Origin of the sequence: Ruminococcus sp. YE71 (assembly GCF_900119155.1) — a bacterium.
Lineage (GTDB): Bacteria > Bacillota > Clostridia > Oscillospirales > Ruminococcaceae > YE71.
In genome coordinates this window covers 115257-132503 of record NZ_FPIR01000012.1, presented here as the reverse complement: position 1 = coordinate 132503, position 17247 = coordinate 115257, and the positions used below count along the sequence as shown (strand labels likewise).

Annotated in this window: 16 protein-coding genes; 9 read left to right on the top strand and 7 right to left on the bottom strand. The window is 54.3% G+C overall.

The annotated features are described in order from the left end of the window. Together BT142_RS19405 and BT142_RS12160 are read left to right on the top strand one after the other, a co-directional pair. On the top strand, positions 1-211 hold a 211-nt coding region (locus tag BT142_RS19405), incomplete at its 5' end, for a hypothetical protein (RefSeq protein WP_207647526.1). Next, positions 121-741, top strand: coding sequence for a hypothetical protein (locus BT142_RS12160; protein ID WP_072418469.1), 621 nt, complete (start codon positions 121-123; stop codon positions 739-741). The genes BT142_RS19405 and BT142_RS12160, both read left to right, overlap by 91 nt. Before the next feature lie 227 nt (positions 742-968). Here the strand turns inward: BT142_RS12160 and BT142_RS12155 are convergent, their stop codons facing one another. Continuing rightward, a complete protein-coding gene (locus tag BT142_RS12155; protein WP_072418468.1) occupies positions 969-2084 on the bottom strand; it encodes a stage II sporulation protein P in 1116 nt (371 codons plus the stop codon). A 151-nt stretch (positions 2085-2235) separates the two neighbouring features. Between BT142_RS12155 and BT142_RS12150 the strand changes: the two genes are divergently transcribed. Continuing rightward, entirely contained in the window at positions 2236-2832 is a 597-nt protein-coding gene (locus BT142_RS12150; protein WP_072418467.1) for a M15 family metallopeptidase, read from the top strand. A 50-nt stretch (positions 2833-2882) separates the two neighbouring features. Here BT142_RS12150 and BT142_RS12145 read toward each other — a convergent pair whose 3' ends face one another. Both BT142_RS12145 and BT142_RS12140 read right to left on the bottom strand, forming a co-directional pair. After that, on the bottom strand, positions 2883-3389 hold the full coding sequence (locus BT142_RS12145) for an AmiS/UreI family transporter (protein WP_072418466.1): 507 nt from the start codon (positions 3387-3389) through the stop codon (positions 2883-2885). Positions 3390-3452: 63 nt separating this feature from the next. Beyond that, entirely contained in the window at positions 3453-4883 is a 1431-nt protein-coding gene (locus tag BT142_RS12140; protein ID WP_072418465.1) for a GGDEF domain-containing protein, read from the bottom strand. A 415-nt stretch (positions 4884-5298) separates the two neighbouring features. Between BT142_RS12140 and ppk1 the strand changes: the two genes are divergently transcribed. The 3 genes from ppk1 to radA all read left to right on the top strand — a co-directional run bounded on the left by ppk1 (position 5299) and on the right by radA (position 10131). Then, positions 5299-7482, top strand: a complete 2184-nt coding sequence (gene ppk1 / locus BT142_RS12135) for a polyphosphate kinase 1 (protein WP_072418464.1) — start codon at positions 5299-5301, stop codon at positions 7480-7482. 212 nt (positions 7483-7694) lie between these two features. Further along, entirely contained in the window at positions 7695-8702 is a 1008-nt protein-coding gene (locus BT142_RS12130) for a DHH family phosphoesterase (protein ID WP_175545496.1), read from the top strand. 49 nt (positions 8703-8751) lie between these two features. Continuing rightward, complete coding sequence (radA, locus tag BT142_RS12125; protein WP_072418462.1) at positions 8752-10131, top strand: DNA repair protein RadA; 1380 nt, start codon at positions 8752-8754, stop codon at positions 10129-10131. Here the strand turns inward: radA and BT142_RS12120 are convergent. Next, positions 10117-10662 (bottom strand): GNAT family N-acetyltransferase, encoded by a 546-nt coding sequence (locus tag BT142_RS12120; protein ID WP_072418461.1) that lies wholly within the window; start codon positions 10660-10662, stop codon positions 10117-10119. The genes radA and BT142_RS12120 overlap by 15 nt on opposite strands. Positions 10663-10845: 183 nt before the next feature. On the opposite strand from BT142_RS12120, the gene BT142_RS12115 reads away from it, so the two are divergent. Continuing rightward, the gene (locus tag BT142_RS12115; protein WP_072418460.1) at positions 10846-11511 is read left to right on the top strand and encodes a YoaK family protein; all 666 of its coding nucleotides are present in this window, start codon (positions 10846-10848) and stop codon (positions 11509-11511) included. Between the two features lie 397 nt (positions 11512-11908). Here the strand turns inward: BT142_RS12115 and BT142_RS12110 are convergent, their stop codons facing one another. Further along, complete coding sequence (locus BT142_RS12110; protein WP_072418459.1) at positions 11909-13228, bottom strand: glycoside hydrolase family 3 N-terminal domain-containing protein; 1320 nt, start codon at positions 13226-13228, stop codon at positions 11909-11911. Between the two features lie 103 nt (positions 13229-13331). Further along, positions 13332-13829, bottom strand: a complete 498-nt coding sequence (locus BT142_RS12105; protein WP_175444941.1) for a PTS glucose transporter subunit IIA — start codon at positions 13827-13829, stop codon at positions 13332-13334. 319 nt (positions 13830-14148) lie between these two features. Between BT142_RS12105 and BT142_RS12100 the strand changes: the two genes are divergently transcribed. Then, positions 14149-16083, top strand: a complete 1935-nt coding sequence (locus BT142_RS12100; RefSeq protein WP_072418457.1) for an ABC-F family ATP-binding cassette domain-containing protein — start codon at positions 14149-14151, stop codon at positions 16081-16083. A gap of 47 nt (positions 16084-16130) precedes the next feature. Next, the gene (locus BT142_RS12095; RefSeq protein ID WP_072418456.1) at positions 16131-16601 is read left to right on the top strand and encodes a hypothetical protein; all 471 of its coding nucleotides are present in this window, start codon (positions 16131-16133) and stop codon (positions 16599-16601) included. Here BT142_RS12095 and rpe read toward each other — a convergent pair. After that, complete coding sequence (gene rpe, locus BT142_RS12090; RefSeq protein ID WP_072418455.1) at positions 16594-17241, bottom strand: ribulose-phosphate 3-epimerase; 648 nt, start codon at positions 17239-17241, stop codon at positions 16594-16596. The genes BT142_RS12095 and rpe overlap by 8 nt on opposite strands. Positions 17242-17247: the final 6 nt, after the last annotated feature.

Genomic DNA, 17247 nt, shown 5'->3' with positions numbered 1-17247 from the left:
GAATAAAATGTGTCAAGTGGGATTGACAAGTTCAGTATTCGCTAAGTTCACCTGCGAGTCGGGCGACGATGAGCAGATCATCAAGGCGGCTGTACTTCCAAGACTACAGATCCGACCTACGTGGCGGAAGGCAAGACCGTTTACCTCGCGACCGTTAAGTTCGGCGGCAAGACCTACACCAATACCAGAACAGTCGCTATCGACAAGCTGACCTACACCGCTCCGACCGTTACATTCGAGAAGGGCGAGAACGCTGTCAAGCTCAACTGGACCAAGATCGATGGTGCAGAGAGCTACACTGTAGTTACTTACCTGAATGGTTCGTGGACTAAGCTCGCTGAGGGCAATACCGATACTTACACCATCAAGAACCTCACAGCAGGTAAACAGTATAAGGTCGCAGTTATCACCAAGCTGAACGGTCAGTGGTTCACCGACGTTTCCAACGCGATCATCGTAACTCCGAACGCCGCTGCTCCTAAGTACCCCGTAGTCAAGAGTGTTGACGTTGAAGGCAACGCATTCAGACTCACATGGGATGCTGTCAAGGGCGCTGAGAAGTACTGCATAGCATACTACTCCGCAGGCAAGTGGAAGCTCCTCGCTCAGACCACAGAGACCACATTCACTAAGACCAAGGTACCCGCAGGCTCCTATAAGGTAGTCGTAGGCGCTAAGATCAACGGCGAATGGGATATTTCCAACCTCAACAGCAGAGCTGTTACAGTTACCATCAAATAAGCACTTAACCAAGATTGCTTCATAAATAATCCTAAAGGAGGTCGGCAGTTTCTTCGGAGGCTGCCGACCTCTGTTTCTGAAATATCTGCACAAATAATATCCACACAACCCCATCCCCCCTACATTTCCAATCTACCTGACAACATATTAAAAGTCTACGGAAGGGAACTTTCTTCTATCCGTGCGAAGTTAAGGCCGATTTCCCACGGCTAAATCAGCATTCAACATCATTCAGAGAGCACTTTCGCGAGGGACTGACCGAGGAGCCTGCCCGAGAGCTTTGCCTGGTCGAGGGTGTTGCCGTGGCTGCCGACCTCGATGAGGAGCGAGCCGCAGGTCAGGTCCTGATTGTAGTGACGGTAGTCGAACAAAACGGGGCGGGTCAGGCTCGGGAACATGGACTCGGCGCAGGATTGCAGCTCGCAGGCGAAACGGAAATTCAGCAGGTAGTCGGGCATCCCCATTGTACCGTCGTCGCAGCCAGAAATTATCATTATCTGTGCCGCTTCGCCGAGGGGAGTTTCGCAGACGGGCGCGATGCGCACCCCCTCGGCGGTCTCGATGCCGTCGCGGTGGATGTCGATAGCCGCCTTGATGCTCGGATACTCCGCAAGCAGCGCCGTCACCGTCTCGCGGCTGGAATCGTAGGCGGCGTCGTAGCTCGGATAGTCGTGAACGAGAGTGTCGTGGATGACGCTGATGCCTGCGGCTTCGAGCTGACGGCAGATCTCGTCGCCGACGGCCGTGATATTCTTGTCGGGCTCGGTGGTCTTGCCCGTGAAACTGCTGTCGTACCAGTCCTTGTCCTCAAGCTCAAAACTCTCTGTAGTGTGGGTGTGGTAAATGAGCACCTGCGGCTCGTCCGAACCGATCTCCACCGCGAACGCCTTGCCTTTTCGGCTCTCGGCGAGCAGGTCGGAGTTGGTATGCCACGTTAGGTTTCGCACCTGTCCGCCGTTTTCGAGGTCGAAATACTGCTCCCCCGTGTAGCCGCCGTAGGTCTGCTTTTCGATCGCGCCGTCGCGGTCGGTGAGCCCCGTGGGGTATGGCACGGCGGCGATGACCTCATCGGACGGCTTCGGCGCAGGTATCTCGCTGCCATCGGGGAGATGAGTCTCTTCCTCCTCGGCAGCGGCTTCGATGTCGAGGGCGTTCGAGCCGATGCGGACGCTGTCCGATATTCTGTACATTTTGTCCGACTCGGCCGAGCCGCTCCCCTGCTCTGTCACCGCTTCCGATATCGAAGGGATGATCTCCCATGCGGCATAGACCGACAGCGGCACCGCCGCACAGACCATAGCTCCTGCCGCCGCCATCCCGATGACATTCCTTGCTTTTGACATACCGATACTTCCTTTCATATGCTTATATACAGTATATTACAGCTGTCCGTATTTATGTACATAAAGTGTATTTCATCTCTGATATAATATTCGGTAACAGTTGCCGTTATCACCGCATATACTGTAAAAATATCGGTTAAGGAGTGAAACTATGGACTATCTTCTGCTCATCGACCGAACCCATGCGATACCGACAGACTTCACACCAGAGCTCGACAATGTCGGCAGTATACAGCTCGAAAAAAACGCCGCCCGAGCTTGCAGGTCGATGCTCAAAGCGGCTGAAAACAGCGGTATTCTGATAAAACTTCTGTCGGGCTACAGGTCACGTGAGTATCAGCGGGAACTGTTCAGACGGTCGGTCTGTGAGAACATCGCGCTCGGCATGACCGCCGCCGAAGCGAACGCCGTGACCGCAAGATACCTCGCAGCCCCTGGCCACAGCGAACACGAGAGCGGACTTGCGGCGGACTTCTGCACCCCGTCGGCAGACGACACCGAGGATGACTTCGGCAGCACCCACGAGGGCAAGTGGCTCGCAGCAAATTCGCCGCGTTACGGTTTCATATTGCGCTATCCGCGTATGAAGGAACACATCACGGGCATCGCATATGAACCCTGGCATTTCAGATACACGGGGCTGCCGCACTCGCTCATCATGGCACAGAACGGCATCACCCTTGAGGAGTATCTGTACTACTATTTCGACATCGGATGCGGCACTACCTACAGTCCGAGATTCGCATAAGTACAAAATAACAGACACTTTCAGCACGCACCGAAAGTGTCTGTTTTCATTCACCATATTTTCAGCAGCATCATCACACCCGGGATCCAGGCGGTGACCACGCCTTCAAAAATTTGCAGGCAGGGAACGAATTTCCCAAGGTCTTTTTTCATGATGTCGGTCACGAATGCGCTGCCCCAGAGCACCGCCCACATCCACCATATCGCCGCCCATCTGGGGTCGGGTTCGATGCCGAGTGCCGCGCTGCCCGTCACGCCTTCGACGATGCCGAAGACCACGGCGTTGACCGCAACGAAGGTCGAGAACACCGCGAAAGGTCTGCCTTCAAGACCGAAAATGCTGTTGACCGCCACGAAAAGATACGTGAAGCCGAAAAGCAGACCCGTTCCCGCGGCATAAAATTCGCCGCGGACAAGGCTCAGAAAATTGATAAACACCGAAAGCGCACCCACGAAAATATTCATCACGGCAGCCGCCTTCGGGTCGGCTTTCATCAGCGAACTCGCGCCGTTGCTGATGAGGACTATCCCCACGAACAGCAGACAAACTCCAAGCATACGAAAACTCCCTTTGACATAAGTTCGGCTTCGACCCGCCGCCTTTTCAGGTCGGATCAGCGTTCACTTGCGGTACCCCTTCCTTTCTGGGTGCATCATATAGAACCGCTGTTTGTCGCGGTACATATTCACATCGGCAGTGCGCATCGTCTTCACGATGTCGCCCACCTTTCCGAAACTGAATCCGATGGCAAAGCACACTCCGTCGGGATCGCAGGACGCCTGCCGCAGTTTTTCAACACTCGCCGCAAGCTGTTCCTCGGACATCTTCACCGACAGCACCATGAATTCGTCGCCGCCCGCACGGAAGATCTCGCAGTCGGGGAAATGCCTTTGAAGCATGAGCGCGGCGTCCTTCAGAAGCAGGTCGCCTGCGTAGTGCCCGTCGGTATCGTTGACCGTCTTCAGACCGTTCAGATCAGCGTACACGATCCCCGCGTTCAGGGTCGGGTCGTATTCCTCCGCGATCATGGAGTCGATGCGGCTGTTCATGGCATTCCTGTTTTTCACGCCCGTGAGCAGATCGGTAAGGCTGATGTCCTCCAGACGGCGGAAAAGCTGATGATTCGCAAGCTCGGAAGCGAGGAAATAGGTCGTCAGATCCAGCAGGCTCCTGATCTTCTGGGAATGGTCGGTGTTGAAATTTATCGCCCAGATGAATCCGAGTGTCTCGTCGCGGACTTTCAGCGGGAACAGCACAAGGCTCTTCGCGCCTGCGGATTGCATTGATTCGTACCACACAGGATTTATCTTTTCGAGGTATTTCCAGTCCTGCTCGTCCTTGATGATGATGCAGCTGCTTCCCGCGATGGTCTCGGGCCAGGTCTCGACTATGTAGAAGAAATCGTCGTTCACATAGTGCTTCATCGAGAGCAGTTTGGTGTCCTTGCTTAACGCTTCACAGAGCACCGCGCATTTTCGCTGAGCGAAATCCGAAGTCAGAATGCAGCAGTGTTCCGCGTCGCAGAGATCTCGGATGTCCCCGATGACCTCGTCCATGGTGGTCATAAAGTCGTCCGTACCGCGCAGCTTGATACATATTTGCAGTACCTGAGCCGAAATGTCGGGAGCGATGTTCGTCAGGTAGGAATAGTTCGTCCGCTGAGAGATCTCCTGCGAGTACAGGCAGTAGTAGATGTTCTCCTTGTCGCTATTGAGCGGCATCACAGTGAGGTACAGCCAGAACGGCAGCTTCTCGGGATGGATGTAGCTGTGGAGAGTCTCACCCAGCACGGCGCTGCGGTAGCAGTACTCCTCAAAGTTCAGATCCTTCAAAATGTACCTCTCATAAGGCTGGTCGGGGATGAACTCCACATGGTGAACAGCGGTTACATCATCGCCGTAATTTTTTCCCGAAGCCAGATAGGCATCATTTCCCGTCACGATGCGGATGTTTCCGTAAGAACCGTCGGGGAACATTTCAACAGATATTACACAGGCTATAGGTTTAATATAGTTGGAAAATTCAGTAAGATCATGAATATTATAAGCCATAGTTTTATCCTCTCCCAGTTTTCATGCCGAACGCAGACCTGCGACAACGTTGTTAATAACATTATAACATATTTTATGAACAATGTCTACCCCTTTTTTATTTTTTATGTAGTTTTTACCATATTTTTGTAAATTCGACAACAAAAAACGTTTTCGCTCACCCGCCGTCCCAGATTGACATTTCCCCGTCAAAATGGTATAATAAAATGTAATGCTTCATATACTATATACGGTTCCACTGCGCGATTATCCGATCATAAAAGTTTGCCACCACACCAAACGAAGTGTGACGCACCCTTGAACGTCTTTTTGGCAATGGGATAACCCTTTTTCAAAATGGTTTTCCAAAAATAAATCACGCACCCAAACGCAGCGGAGTCGGAAACAATATCTTTCGGAAAGGTCGATACAGGATATGCCCGAGATCCCGGCGGTCTATCAGAACCGTGAGCTGTCATGGATAAAATTCAATAAACGTGTTCTGGAGGAGGCATCCGACGGGGCGCTTCCGCTGATGGAGCGGCTGACCTTCGCGGCTATCTACATGAGCAACCTCGACGAGTTCCTCAGGGTGAGAGGCGGAGCACTGCTGGCACGGAGTCTGAAAAACGACGAACAGCTCGACAACAAGAGCCTCATGCGTCCCAGCGAGCAGCTTTCGGCAGTGTACCGCGAGGTGCGCATCTTGCAGCCGCTCAAAGACAAACTCGTCACCGACCTCGACCGCGCACTCGCTGAAAAGGGCATCCGCAGGCTCGAATACGAGCGGCTCTCGCCTGCCATGCAGCAGCGTGCGGACGACCTGTTCTACCACTCGATAAAGCCGTTTCTGAACACCTACATACTCGATTCGGGGGACAGCTTCCCCTTCATCGAGAGCGGCAGGATATACGCCGTTCTGCGGCTCGAAAACGAGCGCGGCAGCTTCACGGCGGTGGTCAGCGACACAGCCGAACACGAGCGTATGCTGACCTTCACCGAGGACGGCTTTGCGTACATTCTCGCCGAGGACATCCTCATCGCAAAGGCGGACACGCTGTTTTCGGGCTACACGGTAACCGAAAAACTGCTGATACGCGCATCGCGAAGCGCAGCCGTCACCCTCGACGACGAACCGAACATCACTTCCGACCGCCTTGAAGCCATGTCACTCGTTCTCGCAAAACGCCGTGTTATGCAGCCCGTCCGCTTGCAGATTCTCGGCAGCTGCACCGACCTGACCGCGGATATGCTGGCGGAAACGCTCGATGTGGGACAGGACGCGGTGTTCATCGAACATTCGCCCCTCGAAATGAAATACGTCTTCGCCCTCAGGGATATTCTCGCGGAACGCTCCGAGCTGTTCTATCCGCCGTATCAGCCCGTCATCCCGAAGAACATCGCCGCAGACAGACCGATACATCAGCAGGCTGCCGAAAAGGACATCCTGCTCTCCTACCCGTATGAGTCGATGGAGCCCTTCCTGCGCCTTCTCGAAGAAGCCGCCGAGGACGATTCCGTCCTGTCGGTGAAGATGACCCTCTACCGCGTCGCTGACGGCTCACGGGTCATTGCGGCACTCTGCCGCGCGGCTCAGAACGGCAAGCAGGTCACCGTCTGCACCGAGCTCAGGGCAAGGTTCGACGAACAGCACAATATCGACTGCTCAAAACAGCTCATAGCCGCAGGATGCAAAGTCATCCACGGGATGCCGTTCATCAAAGTCCACTCAAAGCTCTGCCTTATCACGCGGATGGTGAACGGTGAGCCGCTGTACGTCACGCAGATAGGCACAGGCAACTACAACGAGCGCACCGCCCTGCAATACGCCGACTTCACCCTCATGACCGCTGACCCCGTCATCGCTCGGGACGCGGACAGGGTCTTCGCGGAGCTGGAAAACGGCATGGTAGTGACCGAGACATCGGCTCTGCTGGTCTCTCCCCAGAGACTTAGGATGCCCCTCGCCGCCATGATCGACGACGAGATCCGCCTTGCGAGAAGCGGCGCGGACGCTTACATCGGGCTCAAGATGAACGGTCTCACCGACAAACTGCTCATAGACAAGCTGATCGAGGCTTCACAGGCAGGGGTAAAGACCGACCTCATCGTCCGCGGCGTCTGCTGTCTTACAGCAGGGGTCACGGGCTATACCGAGAATATCCGCATCATTTCCATCGTGGGCAGGTACCTCGAACATTCGAGGATATACATCTTCGGCAAGGGCGAAAGGCAGGCGGTGTACATCTCCTCCGCTGACCTCATGACCCGAAACACCACCAGACGTGTCGAAGCCGCCGTCAGGATAAACGACCCCGACCTCAAAGCACAGCTCATCGGATACTTCGGGACACAGCTCGACGACGACTGCTCTGCAAGGGTCATGCTTCCCGACGGAAGCTACGAACGTCTGCACGGCGGTCACACCGACTGTCAGAAGGTCTTCGCACAGCAGGCGCAGGAGTCGGCCGCAAAACCCGAACCTGCCCCGCCGACACTTCCCGAACAGCCCCCCGAGATCGTACCCGAGCCCGAAACGCCGCAGGAAGAAAAGCCCCCCGAGAAGAAACGCGGATTACTGCGCAGGATACTCGACCTCTTCCGTCGGAAGAAAAAATGACAGAAGGTATTCACGCCTATCCTTTTTGTCAAATATTTTACATTAATTTGTGCATAATTTACAAATATTGTTTTTTCTGTACTTTTTCTATTGAAAGAATGCCCGAAATATGTTACAATAAATGTATATAGGGGCTGAAATATAATACTAAAACGCTATGGAATCACGGAAAAAGGGGACCGATCATTATGACACAAAGACTTCAGAGTCTTTTGAATGTACTTGAAGGACATCGTGTTTTCATTCAGACGCATAATTTTCCCGACCCCGACGCACTCGCGAGCGCACTGGGAGTCCAGAAACTGCTGTCACATTACAAAATAAAAGCAACAATAATCTATCAGGGCAGCGTCGCGAAGGCTTCGACTGCCAATATGGTCATCGCTTTCGGCATCAGTATGGTCGATCTTCGGAAGATCAACGACATGACGCCCGATGATTATATCATAACCGTCGATGCACAGATGAACACCTCGAACATCGCCGAGACGAACGGAACGGTAGTCGCCTGTATCGACCACCATCCCACGAACGCTCATTTCGACTACCTGTTCAAGGATGTACGCATCTGCGGTTCGTGCGCGACCATCGTTGCGGATTACTTCTTCTCGAACGGCATCGAGCTTGACAGGACCACCGCCACGAGCCTTATGTACGGACTGAAGATGGATACCGAGAACCTCACCCGAGGAGTCACCGAATTCGACGCCGAGATGTTCTACAGGCTGTTCTACCTTTGCAACAACGACGCGCTGAAAACGCTGTCCAACCAGCAGATGGAGTTCTCCGAGCTTGAGACCTACGTCAAAGCCATACAGACCATAAAGATATACGACGGCGTCGGGTTCTCGTTCATTGATTCCGAGGTCTCCGACGGTCTTATCGCGACGGTCTGCGACTTCATCCTACAACTGGTGGAAGTGCATTTCGCGATAACCTACGGCTACAAGGGCAACGGACTGAAATTCTCGGTGCGCTCGGAGCTCGATTATCTTGACGCAGGCAACATCACCTCAAACGCCCTCGAAGGACTGGGCACGGGCGGCGGTCACGCGGCTATGGCAGGCGGATTTCTCTCGTTCGATACGGTCAAGGACGCGGACTTCGACCTGGAAGAGGAGATAGTCAACCGCTTCCTCAACGCGGTGTATTTCAGCCGCGCTTTGCAGGACGCTCTCACCGACCCTCTCGCAGGGTTCCAAAAGGAAAATATCACGTAAAAACGTATCTGCCGTGTGACGACAGATACGTTTTCTTTAAGGAGAAATCATGGCAAGACCCAAGACGATATACATCTGCACCGAGTGCGGATACGAAACCACCAAATGGAACGGAAGGTGCCCCGACTGCGGTGCCTGGAACACCCTCGAAGAAACTCTGCCCGCCGCCGTTCCCTCGGGGACGAGGACGGCTTCATCGGGGGCGGTCAGGGACATTTCCGAGAACATACTCGAAATAAACGACATCGACGTGTCACAGCACGAGATACGCTGGAGCACAGGCATGACCGAGCTTGACCGCGTGCTGGGCGGCGGCATCGTCAAAGGAAGCCTTGTGCTTCTCGGCGGCGAGCCCGGCATCGGCAAATCGACCCTGCTGTTGCAGATATGCCAGACCCTCGGCGAAGACCACACCATCCTCTACGTTTCGGGCGAGGAGAGCGTGCGCCAGATAAAGCTCCGCGCCCAGAGGCTCGGCGTTGACAGCGGCAATCTCTACCTCGTCAGCGAGACCGACTGCGAGGCGGTCTGCTCCGCCATCGCGAAGGAAAAACCCGAGATAGCCATCATCGACTCGATACAGACCATGAACATCTCGGCGCTAAGCTCCGCCAGCGGCTCGGTTACGCAGGTGCGAGAATGCTCGAACCTGCTGATGAAGACCGCGAAGTCGCTGGAGATACCGATGGTCATAGTCGGCCACGTCAACAAGGACGGCGCGATAGCGGGCCCGAAGGTCATGGAGCATATCGTGGACTGCGTGCTGTACTTTGAGGGTCAGAAGAACCTGCCCTACCGCATCCTGCGCGGCATCAAGAACAGATTCGGCTCGACCAACGAGATAGGCGTGTTTGAGATGTGCGGCGAGGGTCTGCGGCAGGTGGCGAACCCCTCGGAGATGCTTCTGTCGGGGCGTCCGACCGACGCTTCGGGGTGCTCGGTCGCCTGCATCATCGAGGGGTCGCGCCCGATACTCGCGGAAGTGCAGACCCTTGTGACCAAGAGCGCCTTCAACGTGCCGCGCCGCACCGCGACGGGCTTCGACTACAACCGCATGGCGATACTCATCGCCGTCCTCGAAAAGCGGCTGGGGTTCTACTTCGGCGGTCTGGACGTGTATCTCAGCGTGGTTGGCGGTCTCGACATCGACGAGCCTGCCGCCGACCTGCCCGTGGCGCTGGCGCTCTATTCGAGCCTGACCGACAAGGCAGTGCCGACGGGGGTCATCACCTTCGGCGAGATAGGTCTTGCGGGGGAGCTGAGGAGTGTTCAGCGGACCGAACAGCGCATCGCCGAAGCGGCAAGGCTCGGCTTCACGAAGTGCGTGATACCGCGCTCGGCGCTCAAAGGGCTGAACACCGCAAAGCTCGGCATCGAAGTCATCGGCGTGAACTCGATCCGTGAAGCCTTCGATTCAGCTCTCGGCTGACGGCTTGCGGTAGATCCTCGGCTGAAATGACGGCGCGAAGGCGGTGATCTCGGCAAGCAGCTGACGGAAGCCATCCATGTCGAAGCTGCCGCCCGCGCTCATGACCTCGAACTCTGTGTCCATGTAGTACATGAACCAGCCCGTAGACGAAAAACCGTTTCGTGTGTAAAACTCCCGACGGCGGATCCGCTGAGCGTTGTTCTCGCATCCGCTGTCGGGAGCTTCTATGTCCGCCACCACGCAGCGTCCCGAACATTCCGCGGCGAGTGCCGAGAGCGCACTGCTGCCGAGCCCGCGTCCGCGCAGATCGGGGTCGATGGCAAAGAAGCAAATATACGTATATTCACCGGTTTCATACACAACGATGAACCCGACCGTCCGACCCTCATCCCTGACCGCGAGCACTCCCCTGCCGCAGTTCTCGAACAGGTATCGGATGTTCACGTACTCATTTTCGGGGAACGACGCTTTGTTTATGCGCTCAAGCTCGTCCAGTTCGTACGAATCGGCTGTTATCCTTTCAAGTACCATATCATCACCTCAAGACTATTTTACCATGTCCGCGCCGCTTTGTCAAACCGTGTGGAGAAACTGCATAAAATATTGTTTTTACTCCTTTTTTATTTGTCACAAACTGTTATTGACATATCCTGTCGGGTCTGTTATAATGATATTGTACAAAACGGATACCCTGTTTTTATGGAGGATACACAAATGGCAAAGAGCTATGAGCGCCTTCTGCACCGCTGTGCCACATTCATCGGCGGTTATGCGGCGATGTACACAGTGCTCATACGGTTTAATCTCGGCTCATCCCAGACGGTGAATCTGCTGGATATGCTGAACTCTCTGCTCGGACACAACGCCCGTGAGTTTCTGCTCCGACTCCTCGGAATGCTCATCTACGGCTGTTCGGTGTTCGCGGCTTCTTACCTTAGCAAAAAGGGCTGGTCGGGCGTAAGGCTGTTATGCGGTGCGATATGCATCGCAGGCTTTGCGGTCCTCGGCTTCATGCCTCTTGAAATAGATCGCTGTGTGGGACTTTACCCGACATTCGTGACGATGCCTTTTCTGTGGGTAGTATACGGAAATATCGGCGGATATGCAAGTGCTCCGATATTCTCCACCAACAACTACCGCCAAACCATCGGCGGCATCGCCGAATATGCCGCTTCACACGACAAAAAGGCGCTCGACAAGGCGAAATTCTTCGGCGGAACACTTGCAGTGTTCCATCTCGGCGCTTTTCTTTCGTGGATAGCCTGCGCACAGCTCTCGGGGAAAGCTGCTTTCCTCGGGATGATCCCCTGTTTAATGCTCTGCGCTTTGGAGCTTGCACCCGGTTTAGTCCCGGGAAAAGCCAAGCCGCACAGAGCTTGATCTGACAACAGTTTGCCCCGTATGTTTCGGTTTTTCCGATGCATACGGGGCTTTTTGGTGTTTGGTGATTCTGTTGTTTTTGGTGAGGTGGTTTTTTATCGCTCTTGCGAGCGATTTGGGGGTTTCACTCGAATCGCTTACGCTCTCTCGCGAAAATAAAATCGGCAAATCGGTTGTTCTATATAGATTGTGGTGTTTTTTCACTTGGCGCCTTTTGGGACGGTTTTCTTGGGATTTGCCGATTTTATGTTTGATTTTGAAGATAGTGCGCTTTTTGGGGGGCAAAGCGATATTCCCTATGTGCCTCCGGCGGCTGAGGGGACCCTTTGAAAAGGGTCTCCCCCAGACTCTCTCCTAAACTTTTTTTAGTCTCTGGCGAGGACGCTTCATTTGGCTTTTACTTTATATGCTTTTTCAGGGTCAGGATGCGGTACAGGCTTTCGTCTATGCGCGATTCTTCGATCGTTCCTTTACTTACTGCGGCTTCGATGCCGTTGACCGCTTCATCAAGATCGGCAGGACACAGCAGGATATCTCCGCCTGCCTGCAATACCTTCACCGCAAGCTCGCCGCTCTCATAATTATCCGCAACAGCTCCCATCGCAAGCGAATCGGTGATGATGACGCCCTTGAAACCGAGCTTTTCCCTCAGTTCGCCCGTGATTATCTTACTCGATACCGACGCAGGCTCTTCGTCGATGGACGGCACGGTGATATGTCCCACCATCACCATGTCAGCACCCACCTCGATGCCGCTCTCGAAGGGCAGATACTCGTTCTGCTCCAGCTGCATCACAGTCCTGCCCGAATACGCCGAAGTGTAGTGCGAATCCTCGGCAGTATTGCCGTGACCCGGGAAATGCTTCAGCGTGCAGAGCACACCGCCGTCGTGGAAACCCTTGACCGCAGACGCAACGAGCTCGGCGGCTTCTTCAAAATCGTCGCTGTACGCACGCTGACCGATGACCGTATTCTCGGGGTTTGACCAGGTGTCCGCAACAGGCGCGAAATCCAGATTGAAGCCCAGCTTCGAGATATCCTCGGCTATCGTGCAGGCATTGTCGTGCGCGAGGGTCGTACTGCCCTTGTAGGTATACATCGGCTGGAAGATCGTGGTGCCGACCGTCTCCGCGCACCTTGCCACGTCGCCGCCCTCCTCGTCAACACTGACGAACAGCGGTGTCGGACAGCTTTTTGCGGCGAATTCCTTGGTCGCCGAGATCATATCTTTCAGCTGAGTGTAGTCCTCCATATTCTGCGCGAAGTAGATGATTCCGCCCACAGGGTACTTTTCGAGCGCTTCCTCGGTGGCGTCGCCCGCCTGCGTCACGACATCGTAGCCCGTAAGACTTTCGGGCGTGACGATGAACAGCTGACACACCTTCTCGTGAAGGCTCATGCCGTCGATGAGGGTCCGGATCTCATCCTTCTTTTCGGGCTGAGGTTCAGCCTTGCTGTCCTCGCCCGTTTCGGAAACTGCCGCCGCAGGGACTGCGTCCTCCTGCGAAACAGTCTCCGAGACCTGCTCCTGCTGAGCCGCAGTTTCGGTCTGAGTCTGTGTTGCGGTATCATCGCTCGTTTCTGCCGCGTTCTTTTCGATGCCTGATGACTTTCCCTTCGCCATGTACATGAGCACCATCACACCGAGCCCCACTGCCAGCACGCAGAAAACTGCCAGCAGAACGGACATCAGCTGTTTTCCCGATCGTCTGTTCATTTTTACTACCTCCTGTCGATCTCAGTCGATGAATCTATTATATCACATCCCGCAACCGTTTGCAAGCCCAAAAAACAAAGACCTCGATCATCGGATCGAGGTCTCAGATGCTTACAGTCATCACGGTCTGACCGTGCTGTTTGATTTTTCCGTACCTGATATTGAATGACGGGATATTTATGCTGTTGGTAACGATCACAGCAGCTATTACGGGGATGTTCCTCATCCTGTAGCCTTCGATGTCGATGTTCCATATCTCGGTAGTCAGTTCGACCCTGTCACCCGGACAGACCTTGCATACGACTTCGAGTTTCTGGTCAACGCTCGCCAGATCGGAGCCAACCGAAACTATCAGCACGAAGCCGTCATTCGTCTTGATCGTGACTTCGCGGCTGTTCTTGGAGACATCCTTGACAACGCCGCAGACGGGAGACATTATACTGTTGTCCGACGGTATCACGCCGAAACCGTCACCGAGTATCATACTCGAAAAAACATCGTTGGAAAGCCGCTCAAGAGGTATCACCTCACCAAGGCAGCAGGAGGAGATAGACTTGATATTCGACGCATCTTTCTGATCGGAATTGTTTCTGAAACGCACAGCCATACACTCCCTTCACGAGCTAATTATATACTTTTCTCTATCTATATTTTAACAAATTATTATGAGGAATGCAATAGTAAACAGTGATATTTCATTTTTTTAACATCATTTTCGTGATTTACACCAAATATTTCCGAATTATTACAGTCTTTTTCATCTTTATTAACAAATTATGTATTGTATCTGATTTAACGTGCTACTGCAAATAATAAAACGATTTAACCCACTCTGTTGAAAAGTTCACATTTATGGTGTATAATTATGTCGTTCATCAAATAACAATACTTTTTCAGCCATAACGGAGGTCAACAGCGCTATGCTGATAAATATCGAACATATATATAAATATTTTAACGGAGAAGCACTATTAAAGGATATTTGCTTTACACTTAACGAAAATGAGACTGTCGGCATCGTCGGCAGGAACGGCTGCGGAAAGTCAACTCTCCTCAAAATGATCCTCGGCGAGGAGGAGTACGACAAGGCTCCCGACGGAAACGGCTCACTCACCGTCAAGGACTGCGTGATCGGTTTCCTCGAACAGAACAGCGGCCTCGATTCGCAGGCAACGGTCATCGAGGAGATGAACGACGCTTTCGCCGAGCTCAAAAAAGTCAAGGCGCGGATGGACGAGCTGACCGCTCTGATGACAGGCTACGTGGGCGACCAGCTTGAAATGGCTGCCGACGAGTACAGCAGACTTTCGTCATATTTCGAGCTGCACGACGGCTACAACACCGAGTTCAAGATAAAGCAGATACTCAACGGCATGGGCTTTTCGGACCTCGCCTACGACAGGGAGATATCCTCCCTCTCGGGCGGCGAAAAGACCCGCCTTGCCCTCGCAAAGCTGCTGCTCGAACAGCCCGAACTGCTGATCCTCGACGAGCCCACCAACCACCTGGACTTCAAAACGCTGATATGGCTCGAAAGCTACCTGAAGACCTACCGCGGCGCGATCGTCATCGTATCTCACGACCGCTACTTCCTGGACAAGCTGTGCAGCCGCATCGTTGAGATAGAGAACGGTTCGCTGACGTCCTTCAAGGGCAACTACACCGCCTACACGCAGCTGAAAGAGCAGCTCACAGCCCGTCAGCTCAAAGAGTACAACTCCGCGCAGCAGCAGATAGCCCAGCTCGAAGACTACATCGCACGGAACAAAGTCCGCGCATCCACCGCAAAAATGGCGAAATCCCGCGAGAAACAGCTCGAACGCATGGACGTTCCCGACAAACCCCTCGCACTCGAAAAGCCGCCGAAGATATCCCTCGGATACACCATCGAGCCCACCAAGGACGTAGTGCAGGTGGTGGATTGTCCGCTGGTGGTGGGCGAGGGCGAGAACGAAAAGACCCTCATCGAGAGCCTTGACCTGCACGTAAGACGCGGCGAGCACGTCGCACTCATCGGCAGCAACGGCATCGGAAAGACCTCGGTGCTGAAAATGATACAGGGCATCATCCCGAAACGCTCGGGCAACATCGTCTGGGGCAACAACGTGAAGGTCAGCTACTTCGACCAGGAACACGCTTCGCTGAACCCCCACGACACAGCCATCGAGGCTGTCTCCCGCAGATTCCCGCAGATGACCGACGCGGAGATACGCAAGGCGCTGGCGTCGGTGCTGTTCCACGGCGAGGACGTTTTCAAGCCTATCTCGGTTCTGTCGGGCGGCGAGAGGGCGAAGCTCTGCTTTGCGATAATGGCGCTGAACAAGGGCAATTTCCTCATTCTCGACGAGCCGACCAACCACATCGACCTCGCCACCAAGGAAGTCCTCGAAGAGGCGCTGAAAGACTTCACGGGCACAATGCTCATCGTTTCCCACGACCGCTACCTGCTTTCAAAAACTGCCTCGCGCATCGTTGAGCTGACCGAGGGCAGCGTTCGCAGCTTTGACGGCGGTTTCGAGACCTACATCGAGACCATCGAAGCCGAGGAGAGAGCCGAGCAGGAGAGGCTCGCCGAAAACAAGCGGCTCAAAGCCGAAGAGGACTACCGTCAGTCCAAACAGAAAGCCTACCGCTCCAAACAGCAGCGCGCCGACGACGCAAAACGCAGACAGCGCATAAAGGAGCTCGAAACCGAGATCGCCGAGCTGGAGGAGTTCATCGAAACACTGGAGGAGGAGATAGCTTCTCCCGAAGTCTCGGGCGATTTCGCGCTCATGACCGAGAAATGCGCACAGCTCGAACAGTCGCGGCTCGACATCGAAGCAAAAATGGAAGAATGGGCAAGTCTTGAATAACACATCCCCCTTTACCGCATTATAATGTAGTAAGGGGGGATTTTTTTATGGAGATAACAATGATAGGCAGCGACTGCGCGAAGATAACCCTGACCGCCGACGAATGCCGCGAACTGGATATAAGCTACGAGAGCTTTTCGCCCGATAGTCTGACGGCACGGCTGTTTCTGGCATCGGTGCTGGCACGGCTGGAATCGCTCGGGGCGGAGGTGGGTTCAGCCGACAAGCTGACGGCGGAGGTCTTCGAGGGCGAGAGCGGCGGACTGGTGATGTATCTTTCGGGGAAGGGGCTGAAAGTCCCCCGCGAATCGAAGGGTACTCCCCTGCTCTGCCGAACCGCCGACGAGGTCATCCGAACCGCGAACGGTTTGCAGGGGGACTGGGAGCTGTACAGACTCGGCGAGAACTTCGCATTCGTGGAGCGGTGCGACAGCAGCATCCGCGCGGCAAAAATAAAGGAGCACGGAAGAATGCTCTCCGATGCTCCTGTTGAACGTCTGAAACAATTGTTCACCTGACCAGTGCTTCGAGTGCCGAAGCCATGTCGGCGGCTTTGAAAAGGTACGAACCCGATACGATGGTGTCAGCGCCGTATTTTCTCACCAGCGGTGCAGTCTCGGCATTGATGCCGCCATCCACCTCGACGCGGACTTCCCTGCCGCAGCCGTCCGCAAGCTCACGCGCACGGGCTATCTTCGGCAGCATATCCTCGCGGAAAGACTGTCCGCCAAAACCGGGCTCAACGGTCATGACAAGAATCATGTCTATCTTGTCCATGTAGGGCGCAAGCTCATCAACGGAAGTCGCGGGACGTACCGCCACGCCAGTCTTGCAGCCAAGCTCGTGTATCCTGTCAAGCACCGCATCAAGGTCGTCACAGGCCTCGCAGTGAATAGTGATGACCTCGGCACCGAGAGCCGCGTAATCGGCGACATAGCGGATTGGGTCGTTTATCATAAGGTGGATATCCACTGGAATGGTGAGCTCTCGGCGGATGCTGCGCAGCACAGGCTCGCCAAAGCTGATATTATTGACGAACGCACCGTCCATCACGTCAAAATGCAGCCAGTCGGTATGCGCTTTTTCAAGTCGGCGCAGCTCATCCCTGATGCAGCAGAAGTCTGCCGCAAGCAGCGAAGCCGAAACTATCGTATCCATTGATAC

Bases quoted from the DNA above. Each gene is read 5' to 3' on its own strand.
- BT142_RS12120 (WP_072418461.1), bottom strand. From the start codon at position 10,662: ATGGTACTTGAAAGGATAACAGCCGATTCGTACGAACTGGACGAGCTT.
- rpe (WP_072418455.1), bottom strand. From the start codon at position 17,241: ATGGATACGATAGTTTCGGCTTCGCTGCTTGCGGCAGACTTCTGCTGC.
- BT142_RS12150 (WP_072418467.1), top strand. From the start codon at position 2,236: ATGGACTATCTTCTGCTCATCGACCGAACCCATGCGATACCGACAGAC.
- BT142_RS12115 (WP_072418460.1), top strand. From the start codon at position 10,846: ATGGCAAAGAGCTATGAGCGCCTTCTGCACCGCTGTGCCACATTCATC.
- BT142_RS12145 (WP_072418466.1), bottom strand. From the start codon at position 3,389: ATGCTTGGAGTTTGTCTGCTGTTCGTGGGGATAGTCCTCATCAGCAAC.
- ppk1 (WP_072418464.1), top strand. From the start codon at position 5,299: ATGCCCGAGATCCCGGCGGTCTATCAGAACCGTGAGCTGTCATGGATA.
- BT142_RS12110 (WP_072418459.1), bottom strand. From the start codon at position 13,228: ATGAACAGACGATCGGGAAAACAGCTGATGTCCGTTCTGCTGGCAGTT.
- BT142_RS12095 (WP_072418456.1), top strand. From the start codon at position 16,131: ATGGAGATAACAATGATAGGCAGCGACTGCGCGAAGATAACCCTGACC.
- radA (WP_072418462.1), top strand. From the start codon at position 8,752: ATGGCAAGACCCAAGACGATATACATCTGCACCGAGTGCGGATACGAA.
- BT142_RS12140 (WP_072418465.1), bottom strand. From the start codon at position 4,883: ATGGCTTATAATATTCATGATCTTACTGAATTTTCCAACTATATTAAA.
- BT142_RS12100 (WP_072418457.1), top strand. From the start codon at position 14,149: ATGCTGATAAATATCGAACATATATATAAATATTTTAACGGAGAAGCA.
- BT142_RS12155 (WP_072418468.1), bottom strand. From the start codon at position 2,084: ATGTCAAAAGCAAGGAATGTCATCGGGATGGCGGCGGCAGGAGCTATG.